Raw genomic sequence first — 23,693 nt, forward strand, 5'->3', positions numbered from 1 at the left:
CCGGAAGACCGGACGCATGGAACCGGACCGCCGGTGCTCGGTGTCCAGCCGGACCCTCCTGCTCAGCCGGCGTTCTGTTCCTTGGCGAGGATGCGGCCCAGCGCCTCTTCCAGATTGCCGTCGAAGTCACCCAGCGTGTGCTCCTGTCCCAACGGCACCAGCTTGTCCGTCCGGTCGAGAAATGCCACAAGCGGTGCTGCGCCGGCCCTGAAGAGCGCTCGGTCCGCTCCGACCTGAAGACGGATGTGCACATCCGACAGCCCTTCGGGTTCGGTCGGGCCGATGTGCACATCGCCGTCGCCACTGGGGCTGTTGAGACCGTCGAGCAGCAGCTCACGGCCGAATGCCCAGGTGACGGGGGCGTCACCTGGCAGGTGGAAGGTCATCCGGATCGCGTACGGATCACTGACCTCGTACCGAAGCTCCACCGGAATACGGAAGGAGAGCTCCTCGGAGACGAGGAAGCTCATCATGACCTCTGCTTGAACCGACTCGCGCATCGTTCAACCCCGCAGTAGATGAAACTGGCCAGGAATGATCCCCCATGGCCCTATTGACGCCATCGTGGTGCACGCGATAGCGGATCACAAGGAGTGATTTTTCAGATACTGATAGAGAACACGAACGAGCGCAAGAGGCTGGTCACTTCGCAGCGTAGTTGTTCGACTGCGGCGAGCAACCGTTCCTCTTGGTGCAGAGGGAGGGAAACAGCCATGGCGGCCACGGCGGAACCGACAGTGATCGGAATCGCCGCACAGACCGTTCCCATGGCGTACTCCTGCCGTTCGACGACAGGTTCCGTACGTTTCATCAATCTCAGCCGCTTCAGGAAGGTCTGACGGTCACTCACGGAGTAACGCGTCAGCGGCCGGACCGGATGCCGGTCCAGATGGTCCTCGCGCGCCCGCTCGTCGAGCTGCCCGAGCAGGCACTGCCCGAGGGCGTGGGCATGGCCTGTCTCACGGAACGAGGCCCACTCGTGCACCGCGGGAGCGGCGGGAGTATCGGCCACGGCGATCATCTCGATCTCGCCGTCCTTGTACAGGGCGCAGTACACCGGAGCGCCGATGACGTCCGCCCAGTGCGCGAGCGAGTCGACGATCACGCCGGGACGTGGGGTCGCGGGCCCTCCGCCCAGCCGCTCGGCCGCGGCCCCGAACAGGAAGACGCCGTTCTCCCTGCGCAGATATCCCTCATGGGTCAGGGTTCGCAGCAGGTGATAGGCAGTGGGGAGGGGAAGCCCGGCCTCCCGGGCGAGCTGCTTCGCCGGCGCCCCGTCCCGATGGGTGCCCACAGCCTCCATAAGTCGCAACGCCCGCTGAACCGAACCGATCAACGTCGGAACAGCGGTACTCGATGCCGTGGTCACAGGTCACCCCCAGGCATGGTGACGGGCTCTCAGCCCTCCCGCAGGGGCCGCCCCCACGGGCACGCCGCGAGCCTGGAGTCCGGAGACCGGACGGTCGCACAAACCACTGGGCAGGATGGTGACGGACCGTCATTTCCCAGCTGGCGGCAGCGGTACGCCACTGTATCCGCACGTTCAGTCACGAGTGAGGTTTCGTCGTGGACTTAGCTCAGCTGGGCTAATCATCGCGTCCGCGGTCCGTCCGCGGCCCGTCCGGCGTCCCCGGGTACCACCGCGCGCCCGGGGACTCCCGCAGTTCCTACCAGCCGCTGCGCTCGGACGAGGACATGAACTTCCGCACGACGAAGATCAGACCACCCACGAGCACGACGAACACCAGCACCTTGAACAACAGTCCGATGACGAACCCGACCACGCTGGCGATCAGGCCGCCGAACACGACGATCGCGATGAGAGGCACCGCGACCCACTTCACCCACCAGGGCATCCCCGCGAACATCTCCCGCACCGCCATCGCTGTACCTCGTCTCTGTGAGTCCCTGCTTCGATGCTAGAGGCGCGGGGGTGGCCGGCGGGGCCCCGGAGCCCTTGAAGTCCCCTGAACGATCCCCTAGGGAACATCGGGTCCGGACCCCGCCCGACTTCCGGTGAAACCGCTCATCCCTCCGGCGGGGAGAAGACCACCATCACCCGCAGGTCCTCGGTGACGTGATGGAACTTGTGGGCGGCACCCGCCGGTACGTACACGACGCTCCCCCGCCCCACCTGCGTGGTCTCCATGCCGACCGTGATCGAGGCACGGCCGCTGACGACGAAGTACACCTCGTCCTGATGGTGCGGCTGCTGGGGGTCGAGCGCGCCGGCGTCCAGGGCGTACAGGCCGACGGACATGTTGCGTTCCCGGATGAACTGCAGATAGGCGCCGTCGTTCGCAGCACGTTCCGCCTCCAGCTCGTCCAGTCTGAATGCCTTCATCGTCCGTCCGCCCCTCGCACCCGTACCGCTGTCCCGCCGGTGTCCGCCACCGATCATGTCTGCCACGATCAGACACATGAAGAATTTCGTAGTCAAGACGATCGCCAACGCGGGTGCGCTGGCCGTAGCCATCTGGCTGCTCCAGGACATCACGCTGACCGGTGACAACACCGGGCGCAAGGTGCTCACGCTGATCCTGGTGGCGCTGCTGTTCGGCCTGGTGAACTTCGTCGTCAAACCTGTGGTGAAGCTGCTCACCCTGCCGCTGTTCATCCTGACGCTCGGACTGATCACGCTCGTGGTCAACGCCCTGATGCTGATGCTGACCTCCTGGCTGGCCGGCCTCGTCGATCTGAGCTTCCACGTCGACGGGTTCTGGACCGCGGTCCTGGGCGGGCTGATCATCTCGGTCGTTTCCTGGGCGCTCAATGTGGTGCTCCCCGACGAGGACTGATCCGTCCCCTGATGACACAGTGCAGAGCGGACCGGTGGACACCGGAGAGAGACGAGGCGACGAGCATGAGCACCACGGGCGACGGGACACGTTCCGTCCGGGCAGGCCTGCCCGAACCGGAGCAGTACGAGCCCACACTTCCCGGTCCGGTCTTCGCCGCGCACTTCCATCTGTCCGGTGAGCCTGTCGGCCCCTATACCTACGGCCGGGAGACGAATCCGACCTGGACCCACCTGGAGCGCGCCATCGGCGAGCTGGAGGCACCGGGGGAGCAGGTCGAGACCACGGTCTTCGCCTCCGGGATGGCCGCCATCTCGGCCGTGCTGCTGTCCCAGGCGCGCACGGGCGACGTCGTGGTCCTGCCGGACGACGGTTATCAGGCGCTCCCCCTGGTGCGGGAGCAGCTGGAGGCGTACGGCGTCGAGGTGCGGACCGCCCCTACCGGGGGCGATGCCCAGTTGGAGCTCCTCGACGGGGCGACGCTGCTGTGGATCGAGACGCCCTCCAACCCCGGGCTGGACGTCTGTGATGTGCGCCGGCTCGTCGACGCCGCGCACGCAGCGGGCGCCCTGGTCGCGGTGGACAACACCCTGGCGACCCCGCTCGGACAGCGTCCCCTCGAGCTGGGGGCGGACTTCTCGGTGGCCAGCGACACCAAGGGCATGACCGGGCACGGGGACATCCTGCTCGGTCATGTGAGCTGCCGGGACCTGCGGCTGTCGGCCGGAGTGCGACGCTGGCGCAAGGTGGCCGGCGCGATTCCCGGCCCCATGGAGGCCTGGCTCGCCCACCGTTCGCTGGCCACGCTGCAGCTGCGGATCGACCGCCAGTGCGCGACCGCGCTGACACTCGCCGAGGCGCTCACCGAACGCGCGGACGTGACCGGGCTCCGGTACCCGGGGCTGCCCGGCGATCCCTCGTACCCGACTGCCGTCCGGCAGATGCGGCGCTTCGGCTCCGTGGTCTCGTTCGTCCTGGCGGACAAGGACACAGCGGAGCGCTTCCTGGCCGGGCTGCGCCTGGTCGACGACGCGACGAGCTTCGGCGGCGTACGCTCCACCGCCGAGCGCCGGGCCCGCTGGGGCGGGGACGCGGTGCCTGAGGGCTTCGTGCGGTTCTCCGTCGGCGCCGAGGATCCCGAGGACCTGCTGGCGGACGTGGAACGCGCGCTGGACGAGTCCGCGCGCTGAACGCTCCTCACACGGTCCCGTGCAGGACCGGTCCGGGACGGGCGTCCCCGTCCACCGGGCCGGTCCTGCACGGGACGAGCGGTCCGAGCCTCCCCCCTCATGACTCGGACCGCCCCGGTTCTTGCGCGCCGAGAACCGTCTGAACAAGGTTAGTTGACTCTGCGTCAGTGTCCAATCACAGTAGCGACAGCGACCTATCGACATATTTATAGTGGGAGCGGTTGCCGGAGACGGTGCGGGACGGCGCAGCGTCCGCGAACGTGGAGAGGGGCAGGGGGCGGACATGGACCTGGCCCTGCTGCGCACGTTCGTCACGGTGCACCGGGCCGGATCATTCACCCGGGCCGCCGCCCTGCTCGGACTGTCCCAGCCCGCCGTCACCTCCCAGATACGTACCCTGGAGCGGCAGCTGGGCCGCCCGCTCTTCCTGCGCAGGGCCCGTGGAGTGACCCCCACCACCATCGGCGACGAGCTCGCCCACCGGGCCGCTCCTCATCTGGACGCCCTGGTCGACATCGTCGAGGTGGGCCTCGACGAGGAGTCGGGGGTAAGGACACTGCACCTGGCCGGGCCTCCCGAGTTCACTTCCGTACGGGCGCTGCCCGCTCTCACCCCACTGATCTCCCGGGGGCTCGCGTTACGCAGTACCTTCGTCGCGCATACCGAGGACACGCTGGAAGGGCTGGCGGCCGGACACCATGATCTGGCCATCGCCACCGCCCGTCCGCGCGGTGGACTGCTGACATCGACCACCCTCTGCGACGAGGAGCACGTCCTGGTCGCCGCGCCCCGCTGGGCAGGGCGTCTGGGGCCCGGGGCGCTGCGGCACAAGGGTCCCGTACTGCTGGAGCAGTTTCCGGTGGTCGAGGTGCACGAGAGCCTCCCCCTGGTCTCCCGGTACTGGGCGACAGTCTTCGACAGCCGCCCCGCCGCTTCCGCCGCCGTGATCGCGCCGGATCTCCGCGCGGTACTGGAGTGCGCGGCGGCGGGCGCCGGCCTCGCCGTACTGCCTCGCTATCTCTGCGAGAACGCGCTGGAGCGAGGTGAAGTCGTGGCGCTGCTCGACCCTCCGGTACCGCCGCTGCGCACGTACTTCCTCATCGCGAGGACCGGCACGCTCGGCCTGCCACACATTGCGCGGGCGCACGAGTGGCTGCTGCGTGCTGCCGTGGACTGGTGACCGGTCGGCCGACAGGAGTTTCAGATCGTGTTTCCTGGGCCACTCTCTTGCCATGACCGAACGTCCTGTGGTCAAGCGCACGGCACGCGCCGTCCTGCTCGACGGCGATGACCTGATCCTGATCAAGCGCACCAAACCAGGTGTCGATCCGTACTGGGTCACGCCGGGTGGCGGCGTCGAGCCGGAAGACACCACCGTTGTCGACGCGCTGCACCGCGAGGTCGACGAGGAGCTCGGCGCCAAGATCATTGACGTGGTGCCCTGCTTCGTCGATACCGTCGAGCACATCGTCGGCGGCGGGATCAAGGGCGTAAAGGTGCAGCACTTCTTCGTCTGCCGGCTGGCTTCGATGGACCTGTCGCGTCGGCACGGGCCGGAGATCGACGAACCCTGCGGGGAGTACGAGGTTGTCCGGGTGCCCTTCAGCCGCGTCGGAATCGCGGCTGTACACCTCGTACCTCTGTCACTCCGGCACTATCTGGACGCCAACATCGAGGGCGTGAGGGCGATGCACGCGCCCGATCTGAGCTGAGGCCCGGAGCCCTGTGTCCGGCCTATGGCGAGTAGGCCGGGCACACCACGTACGCCGAGGCCGGTAGCCGGGGATACTCCCGCAGTCAGATGACCAGGTGCTCCGCGCTTGGCACCGTGTTTCACGTGAAACCACTCAAGCGCACTGTTCGCCGAAGCATCCTCGTCGCTCACGTAGCGGTGTTCGTGAGCTGGCTGGGCCTCACCGTGGGGCTGCTGGCACTCGGCCGAAGTTCTGGCTGACCCTGGTCACCGCGGGGCTGTTGGTCTTCTCGCTCCGCCCCGGCATCAACGAGGCCGTGGCCCCGGGGAGCGACAGACATCGATCTGGTCATCGCACCCTCGGTGGCCACGGCCACGTATCTCTTCATCACCGCGATATCGGTGCTGAAGCCGTGGGGACCGACTCGTCGGGGCCGACGCCTGCGGCAGGACCGGGAAGGTGCGCGGCAACCAGCCGGCCACCGGTGACCGTCCGGCGCTCCAGCACACCGGAGACCACTGCCAGAAGCAGCGCCGAGGCGGCCAGCCCGGCGCCGACCCAGTTGGGCGCGGTGTATCCGAACCCGGCCGAGATGACGATGCCGCCGAGCCAGGCGGCGAGCGCGTTCCCGAGGTTGAAGGCCCCGATGTTGACGGCCGAGGCCAGGGTGGGCGCGCCGGCGGCCTGGTCGAGGACTCGCTTCTGCAGCGGCGGTACGGTCGCGAAACCGAGAGCCCCGATGAGGACGACGGTCACCGCAGCGGCGATCTTGTTGTGCGCGGTCAGCGTGAACAGGGCCAGGACCACGGCGAGCGCGCCGAGGGACACGTACAGCATCGGCATCAGATGACGGTCGGCGAACTTGCCGCCGAGCAGGTTCCCGCCGACCATACCGAGCCCGAAGAGGACCAGCAGCCAGGTCACGGATGACGTCGCGAAACCGGCGGTCTCCGTCATCATCGGGGTGATGTAGGTGATCGCCGCGAAGACGCCGCCGAAGCCCAGAACCGTCATCGCCATGGCGAGCAGCACTTGGACATTGCGGAATGCGGCCAGCTCGTGGCGGATACGCACTCCCTGGGGCTTCGGCTGCTCGGGGACGAGCTTGGCCACCCCGAGAAGGCCCAGCACGCCCAGTCCCGCGACGACGAAGAACGTGACGCGCCAACCGACGTTCTGGCCGATGAAGGTCCCCAGGGGCACCCCGACGACGTTGGCCACGGTGAGCCCGGTGAACATCATGGCGATGGCACCGGCCTTCTTCTCCGGAGCGACCAGACCCGCGGCCACGACCGATCCGATGCCGAAGAAGGCTCCATGGGCGAGTGAGGCGATCACCCGTCCGGCGAGCATCACGCCGAAGACCGGGGCGAGTGCGGACACCACGTTCCCCACGATGAAGAGCCCCATCAGGAGCATCAGCATCCGCTTTCTGGTCACCCGCGTACCCAGGATGGTCATCAGGGGGGCACCCAGGACCACACCCAGGGCGTAGCCCGTCACCAGGAATCCTGCGGTCGGGATCGAGACCTGGAAGTCGGCCGCGACATCGGGAAGCAACCCCATGATCACGAACTCGGTGGTGCCGATACCGAATGCCCCAATGGCGAGGGCGAGGAGCGCGAGCGGCATGAGTGTCACCTTCCAAAAGATTGCGTCTGCGCCTTACGAGCGTTCACAATAATTGCAGACGCTCGTTAATTGCAAGCGCGGGCTATTGCGCACGTGCCCTATCCTTGAGGTACGCAGCTCCCGTACGGAGGAGAGACCCATGACAGCGACAGATCCCGCACTGACAGCCCTCGCACAGAGCTGGTGCGCCCTCTCCCTGCTCCACGGGAAGATCGAGGCCCGCATCGAACGAGCCCTGCAGTCCCACCACAACCTGAGCGCGCGCGAGTTCTCCCTGCTCGACGTCCTGAGCCGCCAGCACAGCGGCACGGGCGGTCATCTGCAGATGAAGCAGGTGGCGGACGCCGTGGTGCTGAGCCAGAGCGCCACCACCCGACTGGTCACCCGGCTCGAAGACCGTGGGCTGCTCACCCGGTACCTGTGCGACACGGACCGGCGGGGCATCTACACGGACGTCACCGAGGCGGGTCTCACGCTGCTGAAAGAAGCCAGACCGACCAACGACACCGCGCTCCGAGCCGCCCTCGACGAGGCTGCCGAGAACCCGGAGCTCGCCCCACTGGTCCGGACGGTCGAGGCGCTGAAGGTCCCCGCCTGAACCGGTGGGTTTGCGTAGTCTGCCGATCATGAGCGATCTCGGCATACGTCCCGCAGCACCCACCGACATTCCCGCCATCGTGGCCATGCTCGCCGACGACCCGCTGGGTGCGCGGCGCGAGTCTCCGCACGATCTCGCCCCGTATCACGCCGCCTACCGACGGCTTGCCGACGATCCGAATCACCATCTGGTCGTGGCCGTGCGCGAGGACCGCGTCGTGGGGACCCTTCAGCTCACGATCGTTCCCGGGCTGTCCCGACGTGGTGCGACCCGTTCCGTCGTCGAGGGTGTCCGCGTCCACGCGGAGGAGCGCGGCAGCGGCCTCGGCACCCAGTTGATCCAGTGGGCAGTCGATGAATCCAGGCGCCAGGGATGCCAGTTGGTGCAGCTGACCTCGGACGCCACGCGTACCGACGCCCACCGTTTCTACGAGCGGCTGGGCTTCACCGCAAGCCATGTGGGGTTCAAACTCACCCTCTGAACCGTGAGTTCCGGCTCTGAACCGTGAGTTCCGGCTCTGAACCGTGAGTTCCGGCTCTGAACCGTAGAGCGCCGGGAAGCTCCGCACTCCGGGAGGCATCACGTGTACCGCATCGATGACGAGCAGCGCAGGATCAGGCTCGGCCGACGGCATCTGCTGGCCCCGTCCGTGCGGTCCGGTTCCGTCGTCGCGGTGGCCGACGCCGTCGTCGCCCTGCACGCGACCGATGCCGCCACGGTCTACCTCTCCGTCTGCGCGCGACTGAACGACCCCGGGATCGGAGTGGTGGAGCGCGCGCTCTACGAGGACGTCTCACTGGTGCGGCTGCTCTCCATGCGGAACACGCTGTTCACCATGTCCACGGAGGTCGCACCTGCCGTCGACGCGTCGAGCGCACGGGCCGTGGCGGCCAAAGAACGCCGGCGACTCCTCACCCATCTGCGGGAGGACGGCAACGGGCTGGACGAACGGTGGCTCGCCGACACCGAGCGCCTGACGCTCGCCGCTCTGACCGCGCGAGGTCGTGCCACGGGGAGCGAGCTCTCTGCCGCCGTGCCCGCGCTGCGTACGAAGATCACCGTCTTCCCCGGGACCAAGCAGGAGACCGAGCAGGGTGTCGCCTCCCGGGTGATCCGGGTGCTGGCCGCCGACGGGCGCATCCGGCGCGACCGGCCACGCGGTTCGTGGACGTCCAGCCAGTTCCGCTGGACGGCCGCCGAGCCCTGGCCCGCGTCGGACCCCGCGACGGCCAGGGCGGAAGTGGCCAGGCGCTGGCTCCACTCGTACGGCCCCGCGGCCGAAGCCGATCTGAAGTGGTGGACCGGCTGGGGCGTCCGTGAGACGCGTGCGGCCTTGGCTGCCGTAGGCGCAGAGGAGGTTCTGCTCGACAGCGGGGCGGTCGGCTGGGCCGCTCCGGGAGACCTCGCCGCCGAACCTGCTCCGGAGCCTTGGGCGGCTCTGCTGCCCGGTCTCGACCCCAGCGCGATGGGCTGGGCCGACCGTGGTTTCCAGCTGCCCACCGATCACCGTGCCGCGCTTTTCGACCGCGCAGGGAACGTCGGACCCACGGCCTGGTGGAACGGTGGCATCGTGGGTGGCTGGGCGCAGCGCGCGAATGGCGAGATCGTGTGGCGGTTGTTGTCCGACGTGGGCCGGGAGACCTCGCAGCTCATCGAGGCAGAGGCGGCCCGGCTGTCCGCATGGGCGGGTGACACCCGGATCACCCCGCGTTTCCGTACGCCCCTGGAGCGCGAGCTGACGGCCTGACCCGTGCGCCGCCGGGCAGTCGGGCAGTGCTGAGCCGACGCGGTCCCGGGTCGGCGCTTCGCGCTTCACGTTTCACGTGAAACGCCGACCCTGGCTCCTCAGGTGGCGAGCCCTCGCCAACCGCCCTCGTCCACGCCACCGGGAATGGCCGCGCTGCGGTCGTACGGCTGCCGTGTGAAGACGAACGAGCCCAGGTCGAGGTGATCCACCGTGCCGTCCTCGGCCCGCACCACCCTGAGCGTCTCCCCCGCGTAGTAACCGTTGAGCCCCGTCCAGGTCCCGTCGGGACGTGCTCGGAACCGAGCGGCACGACCGGCGCCCCGCAACGGCTGCAACTCGAGCCCCCTGTCCGCGAGCAGTTTCAGGGCGTGGACCTGAGTGCCCCAGTACCAAGGGCCGGTCAGCGCCAGCAGTTCTTCGTCGACCTCGGGCAGCGGGCGCCAGGGCTCCGGGATCCTCGGCTCCGCGTCGGCGACGATCAGCAGGAGTTCCGCGGCGACCGTCCCGGTCAGCGGGCCGGAGGTGGCATTCGAGAGCACCACGGCCGCCACGTCGTCCTCGACGCTGAACCACAGCGTGGCCAGGAAGCCGGGCAGCGATCCTCCGTGGCCCAGGAGCGTACGTTCCCCGCACCGTACGGCTTGAAGACCGAGGCCGTACGTGCCGGCCCAGTCGCCTGCCTCGGGCGGAGCAGCGGGAGCGCGCATCTCCGCGACCGAGGACGCGCACAGCACGCGGTCATCCCCCTGCCCCAGGAAGGCCGCGAAGCGGAGAAGATCGGTGGTGGTCGACCAGAGCTGTCCGGCCGACGCCATCAGACCCAGGTCCTCGGCCGGCTCGGGCAGCATGACGTCGGCCCACGGGTGGACCGCCCAGCCACCCGCATGCGGGGCCGTCGCCTGCGGACTCGTACGGTCCATTCCCAGAGGTTCCAGGATCTCGCGGCGCAGCACCTCGGCCCAGGAGTCACCACGCAGCCTCTCGATGAGGGAGCCGAGCAGGGTGTAACCCGGGTTCGAGTAGTGGTGCCGGTGGCCGGACGGGGTGATCAACGGCCTGTCGCCGAGCACATCCGCCAGTTCCGGACGCGTGGTGCCCGGCGTCCGCTCCCACCAGGGGGCGGGCGTCTCCGCGCCCAGCCCTGCGCTGTGGCCGAGCAGTTGATACACGGTCACCTGTCCGGCACCCGTGTCCTGAAGATGCTTCTCCAGGGGATCGCCCAGATCCAGGAGCCCTTCGTCGCGCAGGCGCATCACCAGCACAGCTGTGAACGTCTTGGTGAGGGAGCCGATCCTGAACTGCGTGTCCCCATCGGGTTCATGCCCGTCCACACAGCTGCGTGCACCGGTCCAGGCGACCTGCCCGTCCCGCTGCACCGCGGCGACGAGGGACGGGGCCCGGCCTTCGGACTGTGCGGTGGCAACGCGGTGCAGCAGTGCTCGGCGGGTGCTGGGAAGCAGAATCTCGGAAGAGGTCATGCCCAAGGATGACCCGCGCCCCATCGCCTGACGAACGCATGTGGAAGCCGCCGGGCCGCCCTTCGCCGGAGCTGCCTCGCCCGAGCTGTTGGGATCAGCCCTTGCGGCGGTACGTCCTCATCAGCACCCCGTTGCCGAAGGTGCGCACGTTCTCCTACCATTTCCTCACTGACGAGGGCCATCATCGATGAGGCGTCACCGCTCGGATCTCCGATGAAACCGTCGATCGAGCAAGCGACGAAGCATGTGAGCTTCCGCATGGATCCCCCTTCCGCACCAGCCTGTTGGCCGTGAACACGTCGCAGCCATGCTGGAGGCGCAACTGGGCGCCTCTCTGATCACCAGAGCTGAGCGCGGGCATCCTGTGGAACCGACAGCTTTGGGACCGTGCCCGTCCACTCACTCTGTTTCACACAGGACACCGCCCCTCAGGGTGGCGACTCGGTCCGACGACAGGACTCATCGCTGCTGGACTCGACTGGTACAGAGCACCGAACACGTCGAAGTCTTGCCTTCTACCGGATCTTCTGAACGTGCGTGGTACCGGTGTCGAGGGGGGTGCCGTCGGCGCTGGTCGGCACGATTTCCGGCACAGGGGTGCCGTGCTCGTCGACCAAGGTGGAGTGCGCCTCGCCGGGGGCGAAGGCGTGGCGTTCTCCCCACTGCCGCAGAGTGAGAATGACGGAGAAGAGGTCGCGGCCGGCGTCGGTGAGTACGTATTCCTGACGGCGGCCCGATGGCGCGGTGCGCTGGGCGAGGAGCCCGTAAGCGGTGAGCTTGCGCAGGCGCTCGGTGAGGATGTTGCGGGCGATGCCGGTACGTCGCTGAAACTCGGTGAACGATCGCGCCCCGTCCATCGCGTCGCGGATGACGAGAAGGCTCCATCTGTCGCCGACGAGGTCGAGTGTGCGGGCGACGGGACAGTCGGGGTCGGTCCAGTCGGGCTTCGGGGCGCGCGTGGTGGTGCGCGGCATGACACCTCCCAATGAGTTGCGGATTGAAACCAGCATGTCCTACCGTCGAAACAGTTGCAATTCGCTACTGATTGGGGTTGGGGTGCGATGGGCGTGTGGCGGCGGCTACTGCTCGCGGCGGTGTGTGGCGTCGCGGTGGCCGGCATCTATGCCGCGCAGCCGGTTCTGGAGCCGATGGGACGGGATCTCGGTGTGCCGGCAGCGCACACAGGGTGGATCGTGGCGACCGGTCAGTTCGGCTACCTGGCGGGGCTGGTGCTTCTGGTGCCGCTCGGCGATGTGGTCGTCAACAGGCGGCGGCTCATCGCCGTGCACTTGACGATCACCGCAACTGGCATGATCCTGACGGCCTTTGCGTCCGCCGGATGGATGGCGTTCGCGGGGCTCACAGTGGCGGGGCTGTTCGCGGTCGTCGTACAGACCACCGTGGCCTACGCCGCATCGGTCTCGCCGCCTGCCGAACGAGGTCGGAACATTGGTGTCGTGACCTCGGGCGTTGTCGTCGGCATCCTGGGCGCACGGGTTGTCACCGGCACGCTCGCCGAAGTGTGGGGCTGGCGGAGTATCTATGCCGTGCTGGCGGTGCTGTCGCTCGGGCTCGCGGCTCTCGTTCTCGTCGCACTGCCGACGGAAGACCGTCACCGCAGACCTGCGGGGTACAGGCAGGCCGTCGGTTCACTCGGCGGACTCTTCGGACAGCGCCTCCTGCTGACGCGCGGGTTCATCGCGTTCTTCTTGTTCGCATCCTTCGGAACGCTGTGGAGTGGGCTGTCACTGCCGCTTGCGGACGCACCCTGGCATCTGAACGCAAGCCAGATCGGATTGTTCGGCATCGCGGGAATTGCCGGCGCCCTCGGCGCTGCACGCGCGGGACGGTGGGCGGATGCAGGACGGACGACTCAGGTCGCTGGCCTCGCGCTCACGCTGCTCGTCCTTTCGTGGGCAGCCATCGCGCAGCTGCCGGGGACACTGGGGCTCCTCATCGTCGGAATCGTGGCCCTTGACTTCGCGGTCCAGGCCGTACATGTGAGTAACCAGCACCTGCTCACCACCGCGCACCCGGATCGCACCAGCAGCGTCATTGGCGGCTATATGGTCTTCTACTCGCTTGGCTCCGCCCTTGGCGCCGCCGCGACCACCGCCATCTTCACCATCCATGGCTGGGCAGGCTCCAGCCTCCTCGGGGCAGGATTCGCGGTCTGCGCGCTGGCCGTCTGGGCGATGAACAGGCGATTTCCCCTCGACAGCGCAGACGTCCGTCACCCGCCGCACGGAGCGCAGCCTGGAGCCGGAGTCGTCCGGGCCGACTGAGGCATGGGCAGTGGCAGCCGCAGGCCGAGGAAATGCCACGGAGGTGAGAGGGAGAAGGCCTGACACGACGTGAGAAAGCCAAAGGACATGCAGGTCACAGCATCGGCGTATGAAACAGAGGCTGAGAACCCACACATGTGCTGGATCTCGTCAAGCGCCCTGCGCGCGCCGACGCGCGCTCGCCCTGCGGGAGACAGGCCTTGAAGGAGCTGCACCTGGCACCACGCGTACGAGTGGGGCTGGAGCCCTTCCTGCGGGCGGCTCGGCTGGAAGGAGGCCGGGCGCCGGCCGGGAAGCTCTCCGCCTCGGGGCCGGCTCCGCGGTCCCGGAGTTCCAGCTCACTCCGTTACGGGCAGGCACTCGGCGAGCACCCCGACGATGTCACGCCAGGATCGCTGCGCGTGCTGCGGGTGGTAGCCGACGCCGGGGAGCACGGCCTGGTCCACCGACGGGTGGTGGAAGGCATGCAGGGCTCCGCCGTAGACCACGAGGCGCCAGTCGACGCCTGCGGCCTGCATCTCGGCGGCGAAGGCGTCCCGTTGCTCAGCAGGCATGATCGGGTCCTCCGATCCGACCCCGGCCCACACGGGGCAACGGATGCGTGCCGCCTCGCCCGGTCGGCCCGTGGTCAGTGCGTTGACCGTTCCGATCGCGCGCAGGTCGACGCCGTCGCGCCCGAGTTCCAGTGCGATCGCGCCCCCGGTGCCGTAGCCGATGGCGGCGATCCGGTCGGGGTCGGTCCGCGGTTCGGCGCGCAGCACATCGAGGGCCGCATGGCCTATACCCCGCAGCCGGTCGGGGTCGGCGAGCAGGGGAGTCACGCGCTCCAGCATCTCCTGTGGGTCGGTGAACCAGCGCCCGCCGTGGAGGTCGAAGGCCAGCGCCACGTACCCCAGTTCGGCGAGGGCGTCGGCTCGGCGGCGCTGGAAGTCGTTCAGGCCCGGCCCCTCGGGCCCGATCAGGACCGCGGGCCGGCGGTCGAGGCCGGCGGGGAGCGCGAGGTGCCCGATCATCGTCAGGCCGTCGGCGGGGTATTCGACCGTGCGCGTGGTGACCATCGTCATGAGACCGGACTGTAGTGATCGTCGAGCCCGATCGGGCCGGTTTTAACCGTCGGCAGAACAGTGCGGGTGTGGGCCTGTGGGTGGGCACTGTGGAAGGCTCTGGTTCTGGCGGAGCGCCGGACACCGAAGGAGCTCGAAGAGCACCGGGGGGATGACGGGAACATGGACGAGTTTCCGCAGGTGCTCCGTGCCTGGTTCACCGAGAACGAGGAACGCCTGGGATCACGCGGAGTGGCCGGTGATGTGCAGCACTCTCCCGAGGACGGCCGGCCCAAGAGCAGCACCTGGCTCACCGTGGAGACCGGTGACCACGTGGCCGTGCAGACAGCAGCCTCGGTGAGGGTGTCGTATTTGATCTCTGCGGCACATCGGGCCAGTCGCCGGCGTGCATGACTTCCGGTGAGCACGGGGCGTAGAAACGTGGGTCCGGTTGCGGCGCGGGCTTCGGCTCGAAGGACGGCGGCGTGGCCGGCCCCGCCGGTTCGTCGGAGTCGGATGCCGAACTTCTGTGCTTGCCTGCGTATCCGGCTCGTGCTCATCCCCGTTTCCCGGGCGAGTTCGGGAAACGGCCGTCGTCGTCCGGCTCGAAGTCAGACTGGAGAGCTGTACCGATCTCAGTGTCGTGCTGGTGCCTTCTCCTCCGCAGGGGGCGATGTCGTCGGGCATCAAGGACTGAGCCCCATCGGTGCCTGTCCTGGTCAGGCCCGGCAGCACGGCTCCGGCCATCGGACCCGTCAAGGATCTGTACGGCTACAGCGAGTCCGACGGCTGTGGTGGCGGCGTGAGGCGGACAGCCTCGACTCGTAGATCACGTGATCGCGTACCGTCGCCGACCAGTACGTACCCGAGTAGTGCCGCTGCCCGCTGTACCAGCGGAACGTACGCCACGGCGATACCCGCGACAGCCGGGAGATACCCGAGGCCTCCCGGGGGCGGTTCTCCTCGACACCCCCGTCGACACGAGGAGAGTCGCCTACAACATGCCCGCGTCAGGTCTGGGCCATGTCCACGAAGCGTGAGTAGTGCCCCTGGAAGGCCACGGTGATCGTCGCCGTCGGACCGTTACGGTGCTTCGCCACGATCAGGTCCGCCTCGCCCGCGCGCGGCGACTCCTTCTCGTACGCGTCCTCGCGGTGCAGCAGGATCACCATGTCGGCGTCCTGCTCGATGGAGCCGGACTCTCGAAGGTCGGAGACCATCGGCTTCTTGTCCGTGCGCTGTTCGGGTCCACGGTTCAGCTGGGACAGGGCGATGACGGGAAGCTCCAGCTCCTTGGCGAGGAGCTTGAGGTTTCGAGACATGTCCGAAACCTCCTGCTGACGGCTTTCAGCCCGTTTGGCCCCGCCGGACTGCATCAGCTGCAGATAGTCGATGACCACCAGCTTGAGGTCGTTGCGCTGCTTGAGGCGACGGCACTTCGCACGGATCTCCATCATCGAGAGGTTCGGGGAGTCGTCGATGTAGAGCGGCGCGGCCGACACGTCCGGCATCCGGCGGGCGAGCCGTGTCCAGTCCTCGTCGGTCATCGTGCCGGAACGCATGTGGTGGAGGGCCACCCGGGCCTCTGCGGACAGGAGGCGCATCGCGATCTCGTTGCGCCCCATTTCCAGGGAGAAGATCACGCTCGGGAGGTTGCTCTTGATCGAGCAGGCGCGGGCGAAGTCCAGGGCCAGCGTGGACTTACCCATGGCGGGGCGGGCCGCGATGACGATCATCTGGCCGGGGTGCAGGCCATTGGTCAGGGCGTCGAGGTCCGTGAATCCGGTCGGCACACCGGTCATCTCACCGCTGCGGGAACCGATGGCCTCGATCTCGTCGAGAGCACCTTCCATGATGTCGCCGAGCGGGAGGTAGTCCTCGCTGGTGCGCTGTTCAGTGACGGCGTAGATCTCCGCCTGCGCCGAGTTGACGATCTCGTCGACGTCGCCGTCGGCCGCGTATCCCATCTGGGTGATCTTCGTGCCGGCCTCGACGAGACGCCGCAGCACGGCCCGCTCGTGGACGATCTCCGCGTAGTACGAAGCGTTGGCCGCGGTCGGTACGGACTGCACCAGCGTGTGCAGATACGGGGCTCCGCCGACTTTGGTGATCTCGCCGCGCTTGACCAGCTCGGCCGCCACCGTGATCGGGTCGGCCGGCTCGCCCTTCGCATAGAGGTCGAGGATCGCCGTGTAGACGGTCTCGTGGGCCGGACGGTAGAAGTCGTGCCCCTTGATGATCTCGACGACGTCCGCGATGGCGTCCTTGGAGAGCAGCATGCCGCCGAGGACGGACTGCTCGGCGTCGAGGTCCTGCGGGGGCACCCGCTCGAAGCCGGACGAGCCGCCGTCCCAGCCGCCCTCCCGGCCTCGCTCGTGCTGTTCGTCGCGCCCCTTGCCCTCTCCACGGCGCTGACGGGAGACGTGCAGACGGTCACTGGGACCGACATCGGCCCAGGGATCGTCCAAAGGCTCGGGAATGCTCACCGGGCCACCTCCTCCCGTCCGCTACGCGGACCTAGCCGTGCCACTCTTTCTTACGGCACGGCACCGACAAACAAGACGCCCGACTCCGGTTCCGGCGCGTCAAGTTCTGCGGGCTTCCAAGCCGGAACGGAGTGCGGGCGCCGCACCACGGTAGGCCGGTCCGCAGCGTCAGCCAATCTGGTTATCCACAGGGCATGTGGACGACCGACCAGATGCTGTGGAGAACTCATCGGATCCTGTGCACGGACCGGGGGACAGCACTGTGGACAAACTCATACGCGACCACTGAAGATGCCCCTGACCTGGCGTTTTGCAATCCACCGACTGTGGGGGAGAAAAACTTTCGCCCTCAGCTCAAGATCACCGGAATCGACCTTCCACCGAACCCGAAAACCTGAGACACGTAAGGGACTCAGCAGCATTGCATCTATTACCTGTGGAAGATTAGATTGGTCTCCATGATCCAGGCGTCCACGGCCCAGCCGCCCTCCCGCCGCCGGCACGACCGCGAGATCATCGCACTCGCCGTTCCGGCCTTCGGCGCGCTCGTCGCCGAGCCGCTTTTCGTCATGGTCGACAGTGCGATCGTCGGCCACCTGGGCACTCCGCAACTGGCCGGTCTGGCGGTCGCAGCGGCCCTGCTGACGACTGCGGTGAGCGTCTTCGTCTTTCTCGCCTACGCCACCACAGCCGCGGTCGCCCGCCAGGTCGGTGCAGGAGATCTGGCGTCCGCCATCCGCCAGGGAATGGACGGTATCTGGCTCGCTCTGCTGATCGGTGCCGCTGTCATCGCCGTCACGCTCCCCCTCGCGCCGTGGCTGGTCAATGCCTTCGGAGCGTCCGACACCGCGGCCCCGTACGCCACCACGTACCTGCGGATCTCCAGCCTCGGCATCCCCGCGATGCTCGTGGTGCTCGCAGCGACGGGAGTACTGCGTGGACTGCAGGACACCCGGACGCCGCTCTACGTCGCCATCGGTGGATTCGCGGCCAACGGCGCCCTCAACGCAGGGCTCGTCTACGGCGCCGGGCTGGGGATCGCAGGATCCGCGTGGGGAACCGTCATCGCCCAGGTCAGCATGGCCCTCGCCTATCTGATCGTCGTGGTCCGCGGAGCCCGACGGCACGGGGCATCGCTGCGTCCTGACTCCGCAGGCATCCGGGCCAGCGCCCAGGCGGGCGTGCCCCTGCTGGTCCGCACGCTCTCACTGCGGGCGGTCCTGATGATCGCCACCGCCGTCGCGGCCCGCCTCGGCGACACAGACCTCGCCGCACACCAGATCATCCTGTCGCTCTGGAGCCTTACGGCCTTCGCGCTCGACGCGATCGCCATCGCCGGGCAAGCCATCATCGGCCGCTACTTGGGGGCGAACGATGCCAAGGGTGCCCGCGAGGCATGCCGTCGAATGGTGCAGTGGGGGATCGCTTCCGGGGTCGTTCTGGGGGTGGCGATCGTGCTCGCCAGGCCACTCTTCGTCCCGCTGTTCACGGGCGACACCTCCGTACAGGACACCTTGCTGCCGTCACTTCTGGTCGTAGCTCTCTCCCAGCCGGTCTCCGGAGTGGTCTTCGTGCTCGACGGCGTACTGATGGGAGCAGGTGACGGCCGCTATCTCGCCTGGGCCATGGTCCTGACCTTGGCCGTCTTCGCCCCGGTCGCTCTCCTCGTCCCCAGCTTCGGAGGAGGTCTCACCGCACTCTGGGGCGCGATGACGCTGATGATGACGGTCAGACTGCTGACGCTGTGGATGCGCATGCGGTCCGGCCGCTGGATCGTGACCGGCGCCACGCGCTGAAGCTCACCCGGCTGCCACCCGACCGGCCATCACCTCACAGAGCCCGGTTTCACGTGAAACGACGAAGGGCCGCACCCAGGGGGACGCTGTGCGTCCCAGGGGGTGCGGCCCTTCACCTAGCTCTGCTGAGCTGTGCCCTTAGGCAGCAACGACCTCGATACCGAGCTTCGCGGCAACCTCGGGGTGCAGACGGACGGACACCTGGTATCCGCCGAGCGTCTTGATCGGCGAGCCGAGCTCGACGCGACGCTTGTCGACGTCCGGACCACCGGCAGACTTGATCGCCGAGGCGATGTCAGCCGGGGTGACGGAACCGAAGAGGCGGCCGGCGTCGCCGGAGCGAACAGCCAGACGGACCTTCACGGTCTCGAGCTTGGCCTTGATCTCGTTGGCCTGCTCGATCGTCGCGATCTCGTGGATCTTGCGGGCGCGGCGGATCTGCGCCACGTCCTTCTCGCCACCCTTGGTCCAGCGGATGGCGAAGCCACGCGGAACCAGGTAGTTACGGGCGTACCCGTCCTTGACGTCCACGACGTCGCCGGCGGCACCGAGGCCAGTGACCTCGTGGGTGAGGATGATCTTCATGATTCGGTCACCCTTCCCTTATCGCGCGGTGGACGTGTAGGGCAGCAGCGCCATCTCACGGCTGTTCTTGACTGCCGTGGCGACGTCACGCTGGTGCTGCGTGCAGTTGCCGGTGACGCGGCGGGCACGGATCTTGCCGCGGTCGGAAATGAACTTCCGCAGCATGTTCGTGTCCTTGTAGTCCACGTACTGGGTCTTGTCCTTGCAGAACGCGCAGACCTTCTTCTTAGGCTTGCGCACAGGCGGCTTCGCCATGGTGTTTCTCCTGTGTGATCAAGAAGTGGGGTACGAGCAGCCCTAGAAGGGAGGCTCGTCCGAGTAGCCGCCGCCGGAACCGCCGGAGCCGCCGGAGCTTCCGCCCCAGCCACCCCCGCCGCCCTGCTGGGCACCGCCCTGCTGGCCGCCGGCCGGAGGGCTTGAGGCCCACGGGTCGTCGGCGGGAGCACCGCCGCCGCCCTGCTGGCCACCGCCACCGGGACCGCCGCCCCAGTTGCCGCCGCCCTGCTGGGCACCGCCGTATCCACCCTGGCCACCACCGCCGCCCTGGCCACCGCGACCTGTGGTCTTGGTGACCTTGGCCGTGGCGTTCTTCAGGCTGGGGCCGACTTCTTCGACATCCAGCTCGTAGACCGTGCGCTTGACGCCCTCACGGTCCTCGTAGGACCGCTGCTTCAGCCGGCCCTGCACGACGACGCGCATGCCTCGCTGGAGCGACTCCGCGACGTTCTCCGCCGCCTGACGCCAGACCGAGCAGGTGAGGAACAGGCCTTCGCCGTCCTTCCACTCATTGGTCTGCCGGTCGAAGATGCGGGGAGTGGACGCGACACGGAACTTCGCGACCGCCGCACCGGACGGGGTGAAGCGCAGCTCGGGGTCGTCGACGAGATTGCCGACGACCGTGATGACGGTCTCGCCTGCCATGGGTGAACCTCTCGGCGGGGATTGCTTCTGGCTGCTTGCTACTCGAACCCGATGACCACTGAGCTAGATGCTCAGTGGGTCTCGGGACGGAGGACCTTGGTCCGGAGGACCGACTCGTTCAGGTTCATCTGTCGGTCGAGCTCCTTGACGACCGCAGGCTCGGCCTGCAGGTCGATGACCGAGTAGATGCCCTCAGGCTTCTTCTTGATCTCGTAAGAGAGACGACGACGGCCCCAGGTGTCGACCTTCTCGACCTTTCCGTTGCCCTCACGGACGACGGAGAGGAAGTTCTCGATCAACGGGGAGACTGCTCGCTCCTCGAGATCGGGGTCGAGGATGACCATCACCTCGTAGTGACGCATGTGGAACCCACCTCCTTTGGACTCAGCGGCCACGGTCGTTCCGTGGCAGGAGGGTCGTGATGCGTAAGCAACAGTGTCTCCGAGTAAAACAGCCACCACTGACAACGCCCGTCTTCGATGATCGAGGGGAGCCGCAGTGCTGACTCAAGGCAGACACCGGTGCAGACCGTACAGAGTACCCGCAGACCGGCTTCCGGTTGAAATCCGGTGTTCAGGGCGCACAATCGAGACAGATGCGGTGTGAGAGGCGCTACATTGCACCGCCCTTCTCGCCAGGAGGTACTCCATGGCCCAGACAATCCGCCCTGCCGGCAGCAGGCCCGCTCCCCGCCGGACGGCCAAGGCCCGCCCTGCCACCGGATCCCTCTTCGCGACGGACGGCAAGCCGCATCCGCTGCAGGACGCGCTGATGGTGGTGACCGGGGTCCTCGGCGTCCTCGCGTTCGTGACGGCGATGTTCCACAGCCTGCATCTGCTCAGCTCCTGGGCAGGACTGATCGGCATCCTGACCGGCGCATACGGCCAGTACATCTCCAGGACCACCTGGGAGCGGTTCGGTCTGATCGTCGGGATCGGCGCGTCCGCCGTCGGTTTCTACCTCGGCATGGCCCACGGCGGGCTCTTCGGCGGCGTAGTCACCTGACCGGCAGAGCAGGCCGGCCAAGCCGCGGCGGACCAGGTCCGCCGCCCCACGCAGTACACAGCCGGGCGATCCCGCGCGGGTGGCGTCCGGTCCGGTCCGGACGGGCCAGACCGGGCGCCCCTCGGTCACAGTAGGCTTCGGCGCGAGAGCCGGAGCCCCTGACCGATGGGGACACACCTGCCGAGGAGCGCCCCGCATGAGCCTGACCCTGAGGACCATCAGCCGAGAGCAGCATCTGGCGTACGTCCAGAACCTGCCCTCGGCCAGTCACTGCCAGGTCCCGGCGTGGGCTGACGTGAAGACCGAATGGCGTTCGGAGAACCTGGGATGGTTCGACAAGAACGGCGAGATGGTCGGCGCCGGACTGGTGCTGTACCGCCAACTGCCCAAGATCAAGCGCTACCTGGCCTATCTCCCCGAGGGCCCGGTCATCAACTGGTACGCCCCGAATCTCGACGACTGGCTCCAGCCGATGCTCGCGCACCTGAAGCAGCAGGGCGCCTTCTCGGTGAAGATGGGACCGCCCGTGGTCATCCGCCGCTGGGACTCGGCAGCCATCAAGTCAGGCATTCAGGACCCCGACGTGAAGCGCCTGCGCGACGTCGAGGCCAGCCACATCGAGCCGCGCGCCTTCGAGGTCTCGGACCGGCTGCGGAAGATGGGCTGGCAGCAGGGCGAGGACGGCGGCGCCGGTTTCGGTGACGTACAGCCCCGCTACGTCTTCCAGGTGCCACTGGCGAACCGTTCCCTCGAGGACGTGCTCAAGGGCTTCAACCAGCTCTGGCGGCGCAACATCAAGAAGGCCGACAAGGCCGGCGTCGAGGTGGTCCAGGGCGGTTACGAGGACCTCGCCGAGTGGCAGCGCCTGTACGAGATCACCGCTGTGCGCGACCACTTCCGGCCGCGCCCGCTCTCGTACTTCCAGCGCATGTGGTCGGTCCTCAACTCCGAGGACCCCAACCGCATGCGGCTGTACTTCGCCCGGCACAACGGCGTGAACCTGTCGGCTGCCACGATGCTCGTCGTCGGCGGGCACGTCTGGTACTCCTACGGCGCCTCGGACAACATCGGCCGCGAGGTCCGTCCGTCCAACGCCATGCAGTGGCGGATGCTCCGCGACTCGTACGCGATGGGCGCGACCGTCTACGACCTGCGCGGCATCAGCGACTCGCTGGACGAGACGGACCACCTCTTCGGCCTGATCCAGTTCAAGGTCGGCACCGGCGGGGAAGCCGTCGAGTACGTCGGCGAATGGGACTTCCCCCTCAACAAGCTGCTGCACAAGGCGCTCGACATGTACATGTCGCGTCGCTGACCGTATCCGACCACTCTTCATCAGCCCTTCCCCTCGATCACTCACACCGCAGCCACCAGAAAGGTTCCGGGCCGGCCATGGCGCTCTCCCTCTACGTCGACACCGCGCGCTGGCGGGCGCACCAGAAGTCCGTGCTGGACCAGTTCCCCGGTCTCGTCCCCGTCTGCAAGGGCAACGGATACGGCTTCGGCCACGAGCGGCTGGCCGATGAGGCGATCCGTTTCGGGTCCGACACGCTGGCCGTCGGGACCACGTACGAGGCCGCTCGCATCAAGGACTGGTTCAGCGGCGACCTGCTGGTACTCACGCCCTTCCGCCGGGGCGAGGAGCCGGTACCGCTGCCCGATCGCGTCATCCGTTCCGTCTCCTCCGTGGACGGCGTGCACGCCCTGGTGGGCGCGCGCGTGGTCATCGAGTGCATGAGCTCGATGAAGCGCCACGGTGTGAAGGAGGAGGAGCTCGGCCAGCTGCACGCGGCCATCGAGGACGTACGCCTGGAGGGTTTCGCGCTGCACCTGCCGCTCGACCGCACGGACGGTTCGGACGCGGTCGAGGAGGTCATCGCCTGGATGGACCGGCTGCGCGCCGCCCGGCTGCCCCTGCACACGATGTTCGTCAGCCATCTGCGGGCCGAGGAACTGGCGCGTCTGCGGCAGCAGTTCCCGCAGACCCTCTTCCGCGCACGCATCGGCACGCGGCTCTGGCTCGGCGACCACGAGGCGACGGAGTACCGCGGCGCGGTGCTCGACGTCACGCGCGTCGCCAAGGGGGACCGTTTCGGCTACCGCCAGCAGAAGGCCGCGTCCGACGGGTGGCTGGTGGTCGTCGCCGGGGGGACCTCCCACGGTGTCGGCCTGGAGGCGCCCAAGGCCCTGCACGGGGTGATGCCGCGTGCCAAGGGCGTCGCACGCGCCGGGCTGGCCACGGTCAACCGCAACCTGTCGCCGTTCGTCTGGGCGGGCAAGCAGCGCTGGTTCGCCGAGCCGCCGCACATGCAGGTGTCGATCCTCTTCGTCCCCTCGGACGCCCAGGAGCCGAGGGTCGGCGACGAACTGGTGGCCCATCTGCGCCACACCACCACCCAGTTCGACCGCCTCGTGGACCGGTAGGCCGGGCCTTC

The 23,693-nt window shown here is 67.9% G+C and carries 26 protein-coding genes and 2 pseudogenes; 14 read left to right on the forward strand and 14 right to left on the reverse strand.

Annotated features, from left to right (window positions below; translation table 11 throughout):
• Nucleotides 1–62: 62 nt before the first annotated feature.
• From ACFYQ5_RS00285 to ACFYQ5_RS00300, 4 genes are all read right to left on the reverse strand, one after another.
• Nucleotides 63–500, reverse strand: a complete 438-nt coding sequence (locus ACFYQ5_RS00285) for an SsgA family sporulation/cell division regulator (RefSeq protein WP_389190902.1) — start codon at nt 498–500, stop codon at nt 63–65.
• Nucleotides 501–601: 101 nt separating this feature from the next.
• On the reverse strand, nt 602–1,369 hold the full coding sequence (locus ACFYQ5_RS00290) for an IclR family transcriptional regulator (RefSeq protein WP_389190904.1): 768 nt from the start codon (nt 1,367–1,369) through the stop codon (nt 602–604).
• A 298-nt stretch (nt 1,370–1,667) separates the two neighbouring features.
• Entirely contained in the window at nt 1,668–1,877 is a 210-nt protein-coding gene (locus tag ACFYQ5_RS00295) for a DUF5326 family protein (protein ID WP_389191911.1), read from the reverse strand.
• Between the two features lie 149 nt (nt 1,878–2,026).
• Nucleotides 2,027–2,344: a cupin domain-containing protein gene (locus ACFYQ5_RS00300; RefSeq protein WP_389190906.1), complete on the reverse strand. Its 318-nt coding sequence runs from the start codon at nt 2,342–2,344 to the stop codon at nt 2,027–2,029.
• A 76-nt stretch (nt 2,345–2,420) separates the two neighbouring features.
• Here ACFYQ5_RS00300 and ACFYQ5_RS00305 point away from each other — a divergent pair, with 76 nt between their 5' ends.
• The 5 genes and pseudogenes from ACFYQ5_RS00305 (at nt 2,421) to ACFYQ5_RS00325 (ending at nt 6,170) form a co-directional block, all read left to right on the forward strand.
• The gene (locus ACFYQ5_RS00305) at nt 2,421–2,798 is read left to right on the forward strand and encodes a phage holin family protein (protein ID WP_389190908.1); all 378 of its coding nucleotides are present in this window, start codon (nt 2,421–2,423) and stop codon (nt 2,796–2,798) included.
• 65 nt (nt 2,799–2,863) lie between these two features.
• The gene (locus ACFYQ5_RS00310) at nt 2,864–3,988 is read left to right on the forward strand and encodes a cystathionine gamma-lyase (RefSeq protein ID WP_389190910.1); all 1,125 of its coding nucleotides are present in this window, start codon (nt 2,864–2,866) and stop codon (nt 3,986–3,988) included.
• Between the two features lie 283 nt (nt 3,989–4,271).
• Nucleotides 4,272–5,168: a LysR family transcriptional regulator gene (locus ACFYQ5_RS00315; protein ID WP_389190911.1), complete on the forward strand. Its 897-nt coding sequence runs from the start codon at nt 4,272–4,274 to the stop codon at nt 5,166–5,168.
• Nucleotides 5,169–5,220: 52 nt separating this feature from the next.
• Complete coding sequence (locus tag ACFYQ5_RS00320; RefSeq protein WP_389190912.1) at nt 5,221–5,700, forward strand: NUDIX domain-containing protein; 480 nt, start codon at nt 5,221–5,223, stop codon at nt 5,698–5,700.
• A 125-nt stretch (nt 5,701–5,825) separates the two neighbouring features.
• Nucleotides 5,826–6,170 (forward strand): annotated as a pseudogene (locus ACFYQ5_RS00325) (hypothetical protein).
• Here the strand turns inward: ACFYQ5_RS00325 and ACFYQ5_RS00330 are convergent.
• On the reverse strand, nt 6,070–7,314 hold the full coding sequence (locus ACFYQ5_RS00330) for an MFS transporter (protein ID WP_389190914.1): 1,245 nt from the start codon (nt 7,312–7,314) through the stop codon (nt 6,070–6,072). The pseudogene ACFYQ5_RS00325 and the gene ACFYQ5_RS00330 sit on opposite strands and share 101 nt — an antisense overlap.
• A gap of 139 nt (nt 7,315–7,453) precedes the next feature.
• Here ACFYQ5_RS00330 and ACFYQ5_RS00335 point away from each other — a divergent pair, with 139 nt between their 5' ends.
• The 3 genes from ACFYQ5_RS00335 (at nt 7,454) to ACFYQ5_RS00345 (ending at nt 9,659) form a co-directional block, all read left to right on the forward strand.
• On the forward strand, nt 7,454–7,912 hold the full coding sequence (locus tag ACFYQ5_RS00335) for a MarR family winged helix-turn-helix transcriptional regulator (protein WP_389190916.1): 459 nt from the start codon (nt 7,454–7,456) through the stop codon (nt 7,910–7,912).
• Nucleotides 7,913–7,940: 28 nt separating this feature from the next.
• A complete protein-coding gene (locus ACFYQ5_RS00340; protein WP_389190918.1) occupies nt 7,941–8,393 on the forward strand; it encodes a GNAT family N-acetyltransferase in 453 nt (150 codons plus the stop codon).
• A 102-nt stretch (nt 8,394–8,495) separates the two neighbouring features.
• Complete coding sequence (locus tag ACFYQ5_RS00345) at nt 8,496–9,659, forward strand: winged helix DNA-binding domain-containing protein (protein WP_389190920.1); 1,164 nt, start codon at nt 8,496–8,498, stop codon at nt 9,657–9,659.
• Nucleotides 9,660–9,757: 98 nt separating this feature from the next.
• Here ACFYQ5_RS00345 and ACFYQ5_RS00350 read toward each other — a convergent pair whose 3' ends face one another.
• From ACFYQ5_RS00350 to ACFYQ5_RS00360, 3 genes and pseudogenes are all read right to left on the reverse strand, one after another.
• Nucleotides 9,758–11,137, reverse strand: a complete 1,380-nt coding sequence (locus tag ACFYQ5_RS00350) for a serine hydrolase domain-containing protein (RefSeq protein ID WP_389190922.1) — start codon at nt 11,135–11,137, stop codon at nt 9,758–9,760.
• Between the two features lie 155 nt (nt 11,138–11,292).
• Nucleotides 11,293–11,397, reverse strand: a pseudogene (locus tag ACFYQ5_RS00355) (dihydrofolate reductase); the annotation flags it as partial.
• 255 nt (nt 11,398–11,652) lie between these two features.
• The gene (locus ACFYQ5_RS00360) at nt 11,653–12,111 is read right to left on the reverse strand and encodes a winged helix-turn-helix transcriptional regulator (protein WP_389190924.1); all 459 of its coding nucleotides are present in this window, start codon (nt 12,109–12,111) and stop codon (nt 11,653–11,655) included.
• 87 nt (nt 12,112–12,198) lie between these two features.
• Between ACFYQ5_RS00360 and ACFYQ5_RS00365 the strand changes: the two genes are divergently transcribed.
• On the forward strand, nt 12,199–13,422 hold the full coding sequence (locus ACFYQ5_RS00365; protein WP_389190926.1) for an MFS transporter: 1,224 nt from the start codon (nt 12,199–12,201) through the stop codon (nt 13,420–13,422).
• Between the two features lie 338 nt (nt 13,423–13,760).
• Here the strand turns inward: ACFYQ5_RS00365 and ACFYQ5_RS00370 are convergent, their stop codons facing one another.
• The gene (locus ACFYQ5_RS00370) at nt 13,761–14,486 is read right to left on the reverse strand and encodes a dienelactone hydrolase family protein (protein WP_389190928.1); all 726 of its coding nucleotides are present in this window, start codon (nt 14,484–14,486) and stop codon (nt 13,761–13,763) included.
• A gap of 162 nt (nt 14,487–14,648) precedes the next feature.
• On the opposite strand from ACFYQ5_RS00370, the gene ACFYQ5_RS00375 reads away from it, so the two are divergent.
• Nucleotides 14,649–14,879, forward strand: a complete 231-nt coding sequence (locus ACFYQ5_RS00375; RefSeq protein ID WP_389190930.1) for a hypothetical protein — start codon at nt 14,649–14,651, stop codon at nt 14,877–14,879.
• Between the two features lie 596 nt (nt 14,880–15,475).
• Here ACFYQ5_RS00375 and dnaB read toward each other — a convergent pair.
• Nucleotides 15,476–16,933 (reverse strand): replicative DNA helicase, encoded by a 1,458-nt coding sequence (gene dnaB, locus ACFYQ5_RS00380; RefSeq protein ID WP_389191914.1) that lies wholly within the window; start codon nt 16,931–16,933, stop codon nt 15,476–15,478.
• A 476-nt stretch (nt 16,934–17,409) separates the two neighbouring features.
• On the opposite strand from dnaB, the gene ACFYQ5_RS00385 reads away from it, so the two are divergent.
• Nucleotides 17,410–18,747 carry an MATE family efflux transporter gene (locus tag ACFYQ5_RS00385; RefSeq protein ID WP_389190932.1) on the forward strand — a complete coding sequence of 446 codons (1,338 nt, stop codon included), beginning with the start codon at nt 17,410–17,412 and terminating at the stop codon, nt 18,745–18,747.
• A gap of 138 nt (nt 18,748–18,885) precedes the next feature.
• On the opposite strand, the gene rplI is transcribed toward ACFYQ5_RS00385, so the two are convergent.
• The 4 genes from rplI to rpsF form a co-directional block, all read right to left on the reverse strand.
• Complete coding sequence (gene rplI, locus ACFYQ5_RS00390; RefSeq protein WP_362927550.1) at nt 18,886–19,332, reverse strand: 50S ribosomal protein L9; 447 nt, start codon at nt 19,330–19,332, stop codon at nt 18,886–18,888.
• 18 nt (nt 19,333–19,350) lie between these two features.
• Nucleotides 19,351–19,587 (reverse strand): 30S ribosomal protein S18, encoded by a 237-nt coding sequence (gene rpsR / locus ACFYQ5_RS00395; RefSeq protein WP_003967857.1) that lies wholly within the window; start codon nt 19,585–19,587, stop codon nt 19,351–19,353.
• A 42-nt stretch (nt 19,588–19,629) separates the two neighbouring features.
• Nucleotides 19,630–20,253 (reverse strand): single-stranded DNA-binding protein, encoded by a 624-nt coding sequence (locus ACFYQ5_RS00400; protein WP_389190934.1) that lies wholly within the window; start codon nt 20,251–20,253, stop codon nt 19,630–19,632.
• Nucleotides 20,254–20,324: 71 nt separating this feature from the next.
• Entirely contained in the window at nt 20,325–20,615 is a 291-nt protein-coding gene (gene rpsF / locus ACFYQ5_RS00405) for a 30S ribosomal protein S6 (protein WP_006604399.1), read from the reverse strand.
• A gap of 286 nt (nt 20,616–20,901) precedes the next feature.
• On the opposite strand from rpsF, the gene ACFYQ5_RS00410 reads away from it, so the two are divergent.
• The 3 genes from ACFYQ5_RS00410 (at nt 20,902) to ACFYQ5_RS00420 (ending at nt 23,682) form a co-directional block, all read left to right on the forward strand.
• Complete coding sequence (locus tag ACFYQ5_RS00410) at nt 20,902–21,258, forward strand: hypothetical protein (RefSeq protein WP_389190936.1); 357 nt, start codon at nt 20,902–20,904, stop codon at nt 21,256–21,258.
• A gap of 196 nt (nt 21,259–21,454) precedes the next feature.
• The gene (locus ACFYQ5_RS00415; RefSeq protein WP_389190938.1) at nt 21,455–22,573 is read left to right on the forward strand and encodes a lipid II:glycine glycyltransferase FemX; all 1,119 of its coding nucleotides are present in this window, start codon (nt 21,455–21,457) and stop codon (nt 22,571–22,573) included.
• A gap of 77 nt (nt 22,574–22,650) precedes the next feature.
• A complete protein-coding gene (locus tag ACFYQ5_RS00420; RefSeq protein ID WP_389190940.1) occupies nt 22,651–23,682 on the forward strand; it encodes an alanine racemase in 1,032 nt (343 codons plus the stop codon).
• The last annotated feature ends 11 nt before the right edge of the window (nt 23,683–23,693 follow it).

Origin of the sequence: Streptomyces sp. NPDC005794 (assembly GCF_042871445.1) — a bacterium.
GTDB lineage: Bacteria > Actinomycetota > Actinomycetes > Streptomycetales > Streptomycetaceae > Streptomyces.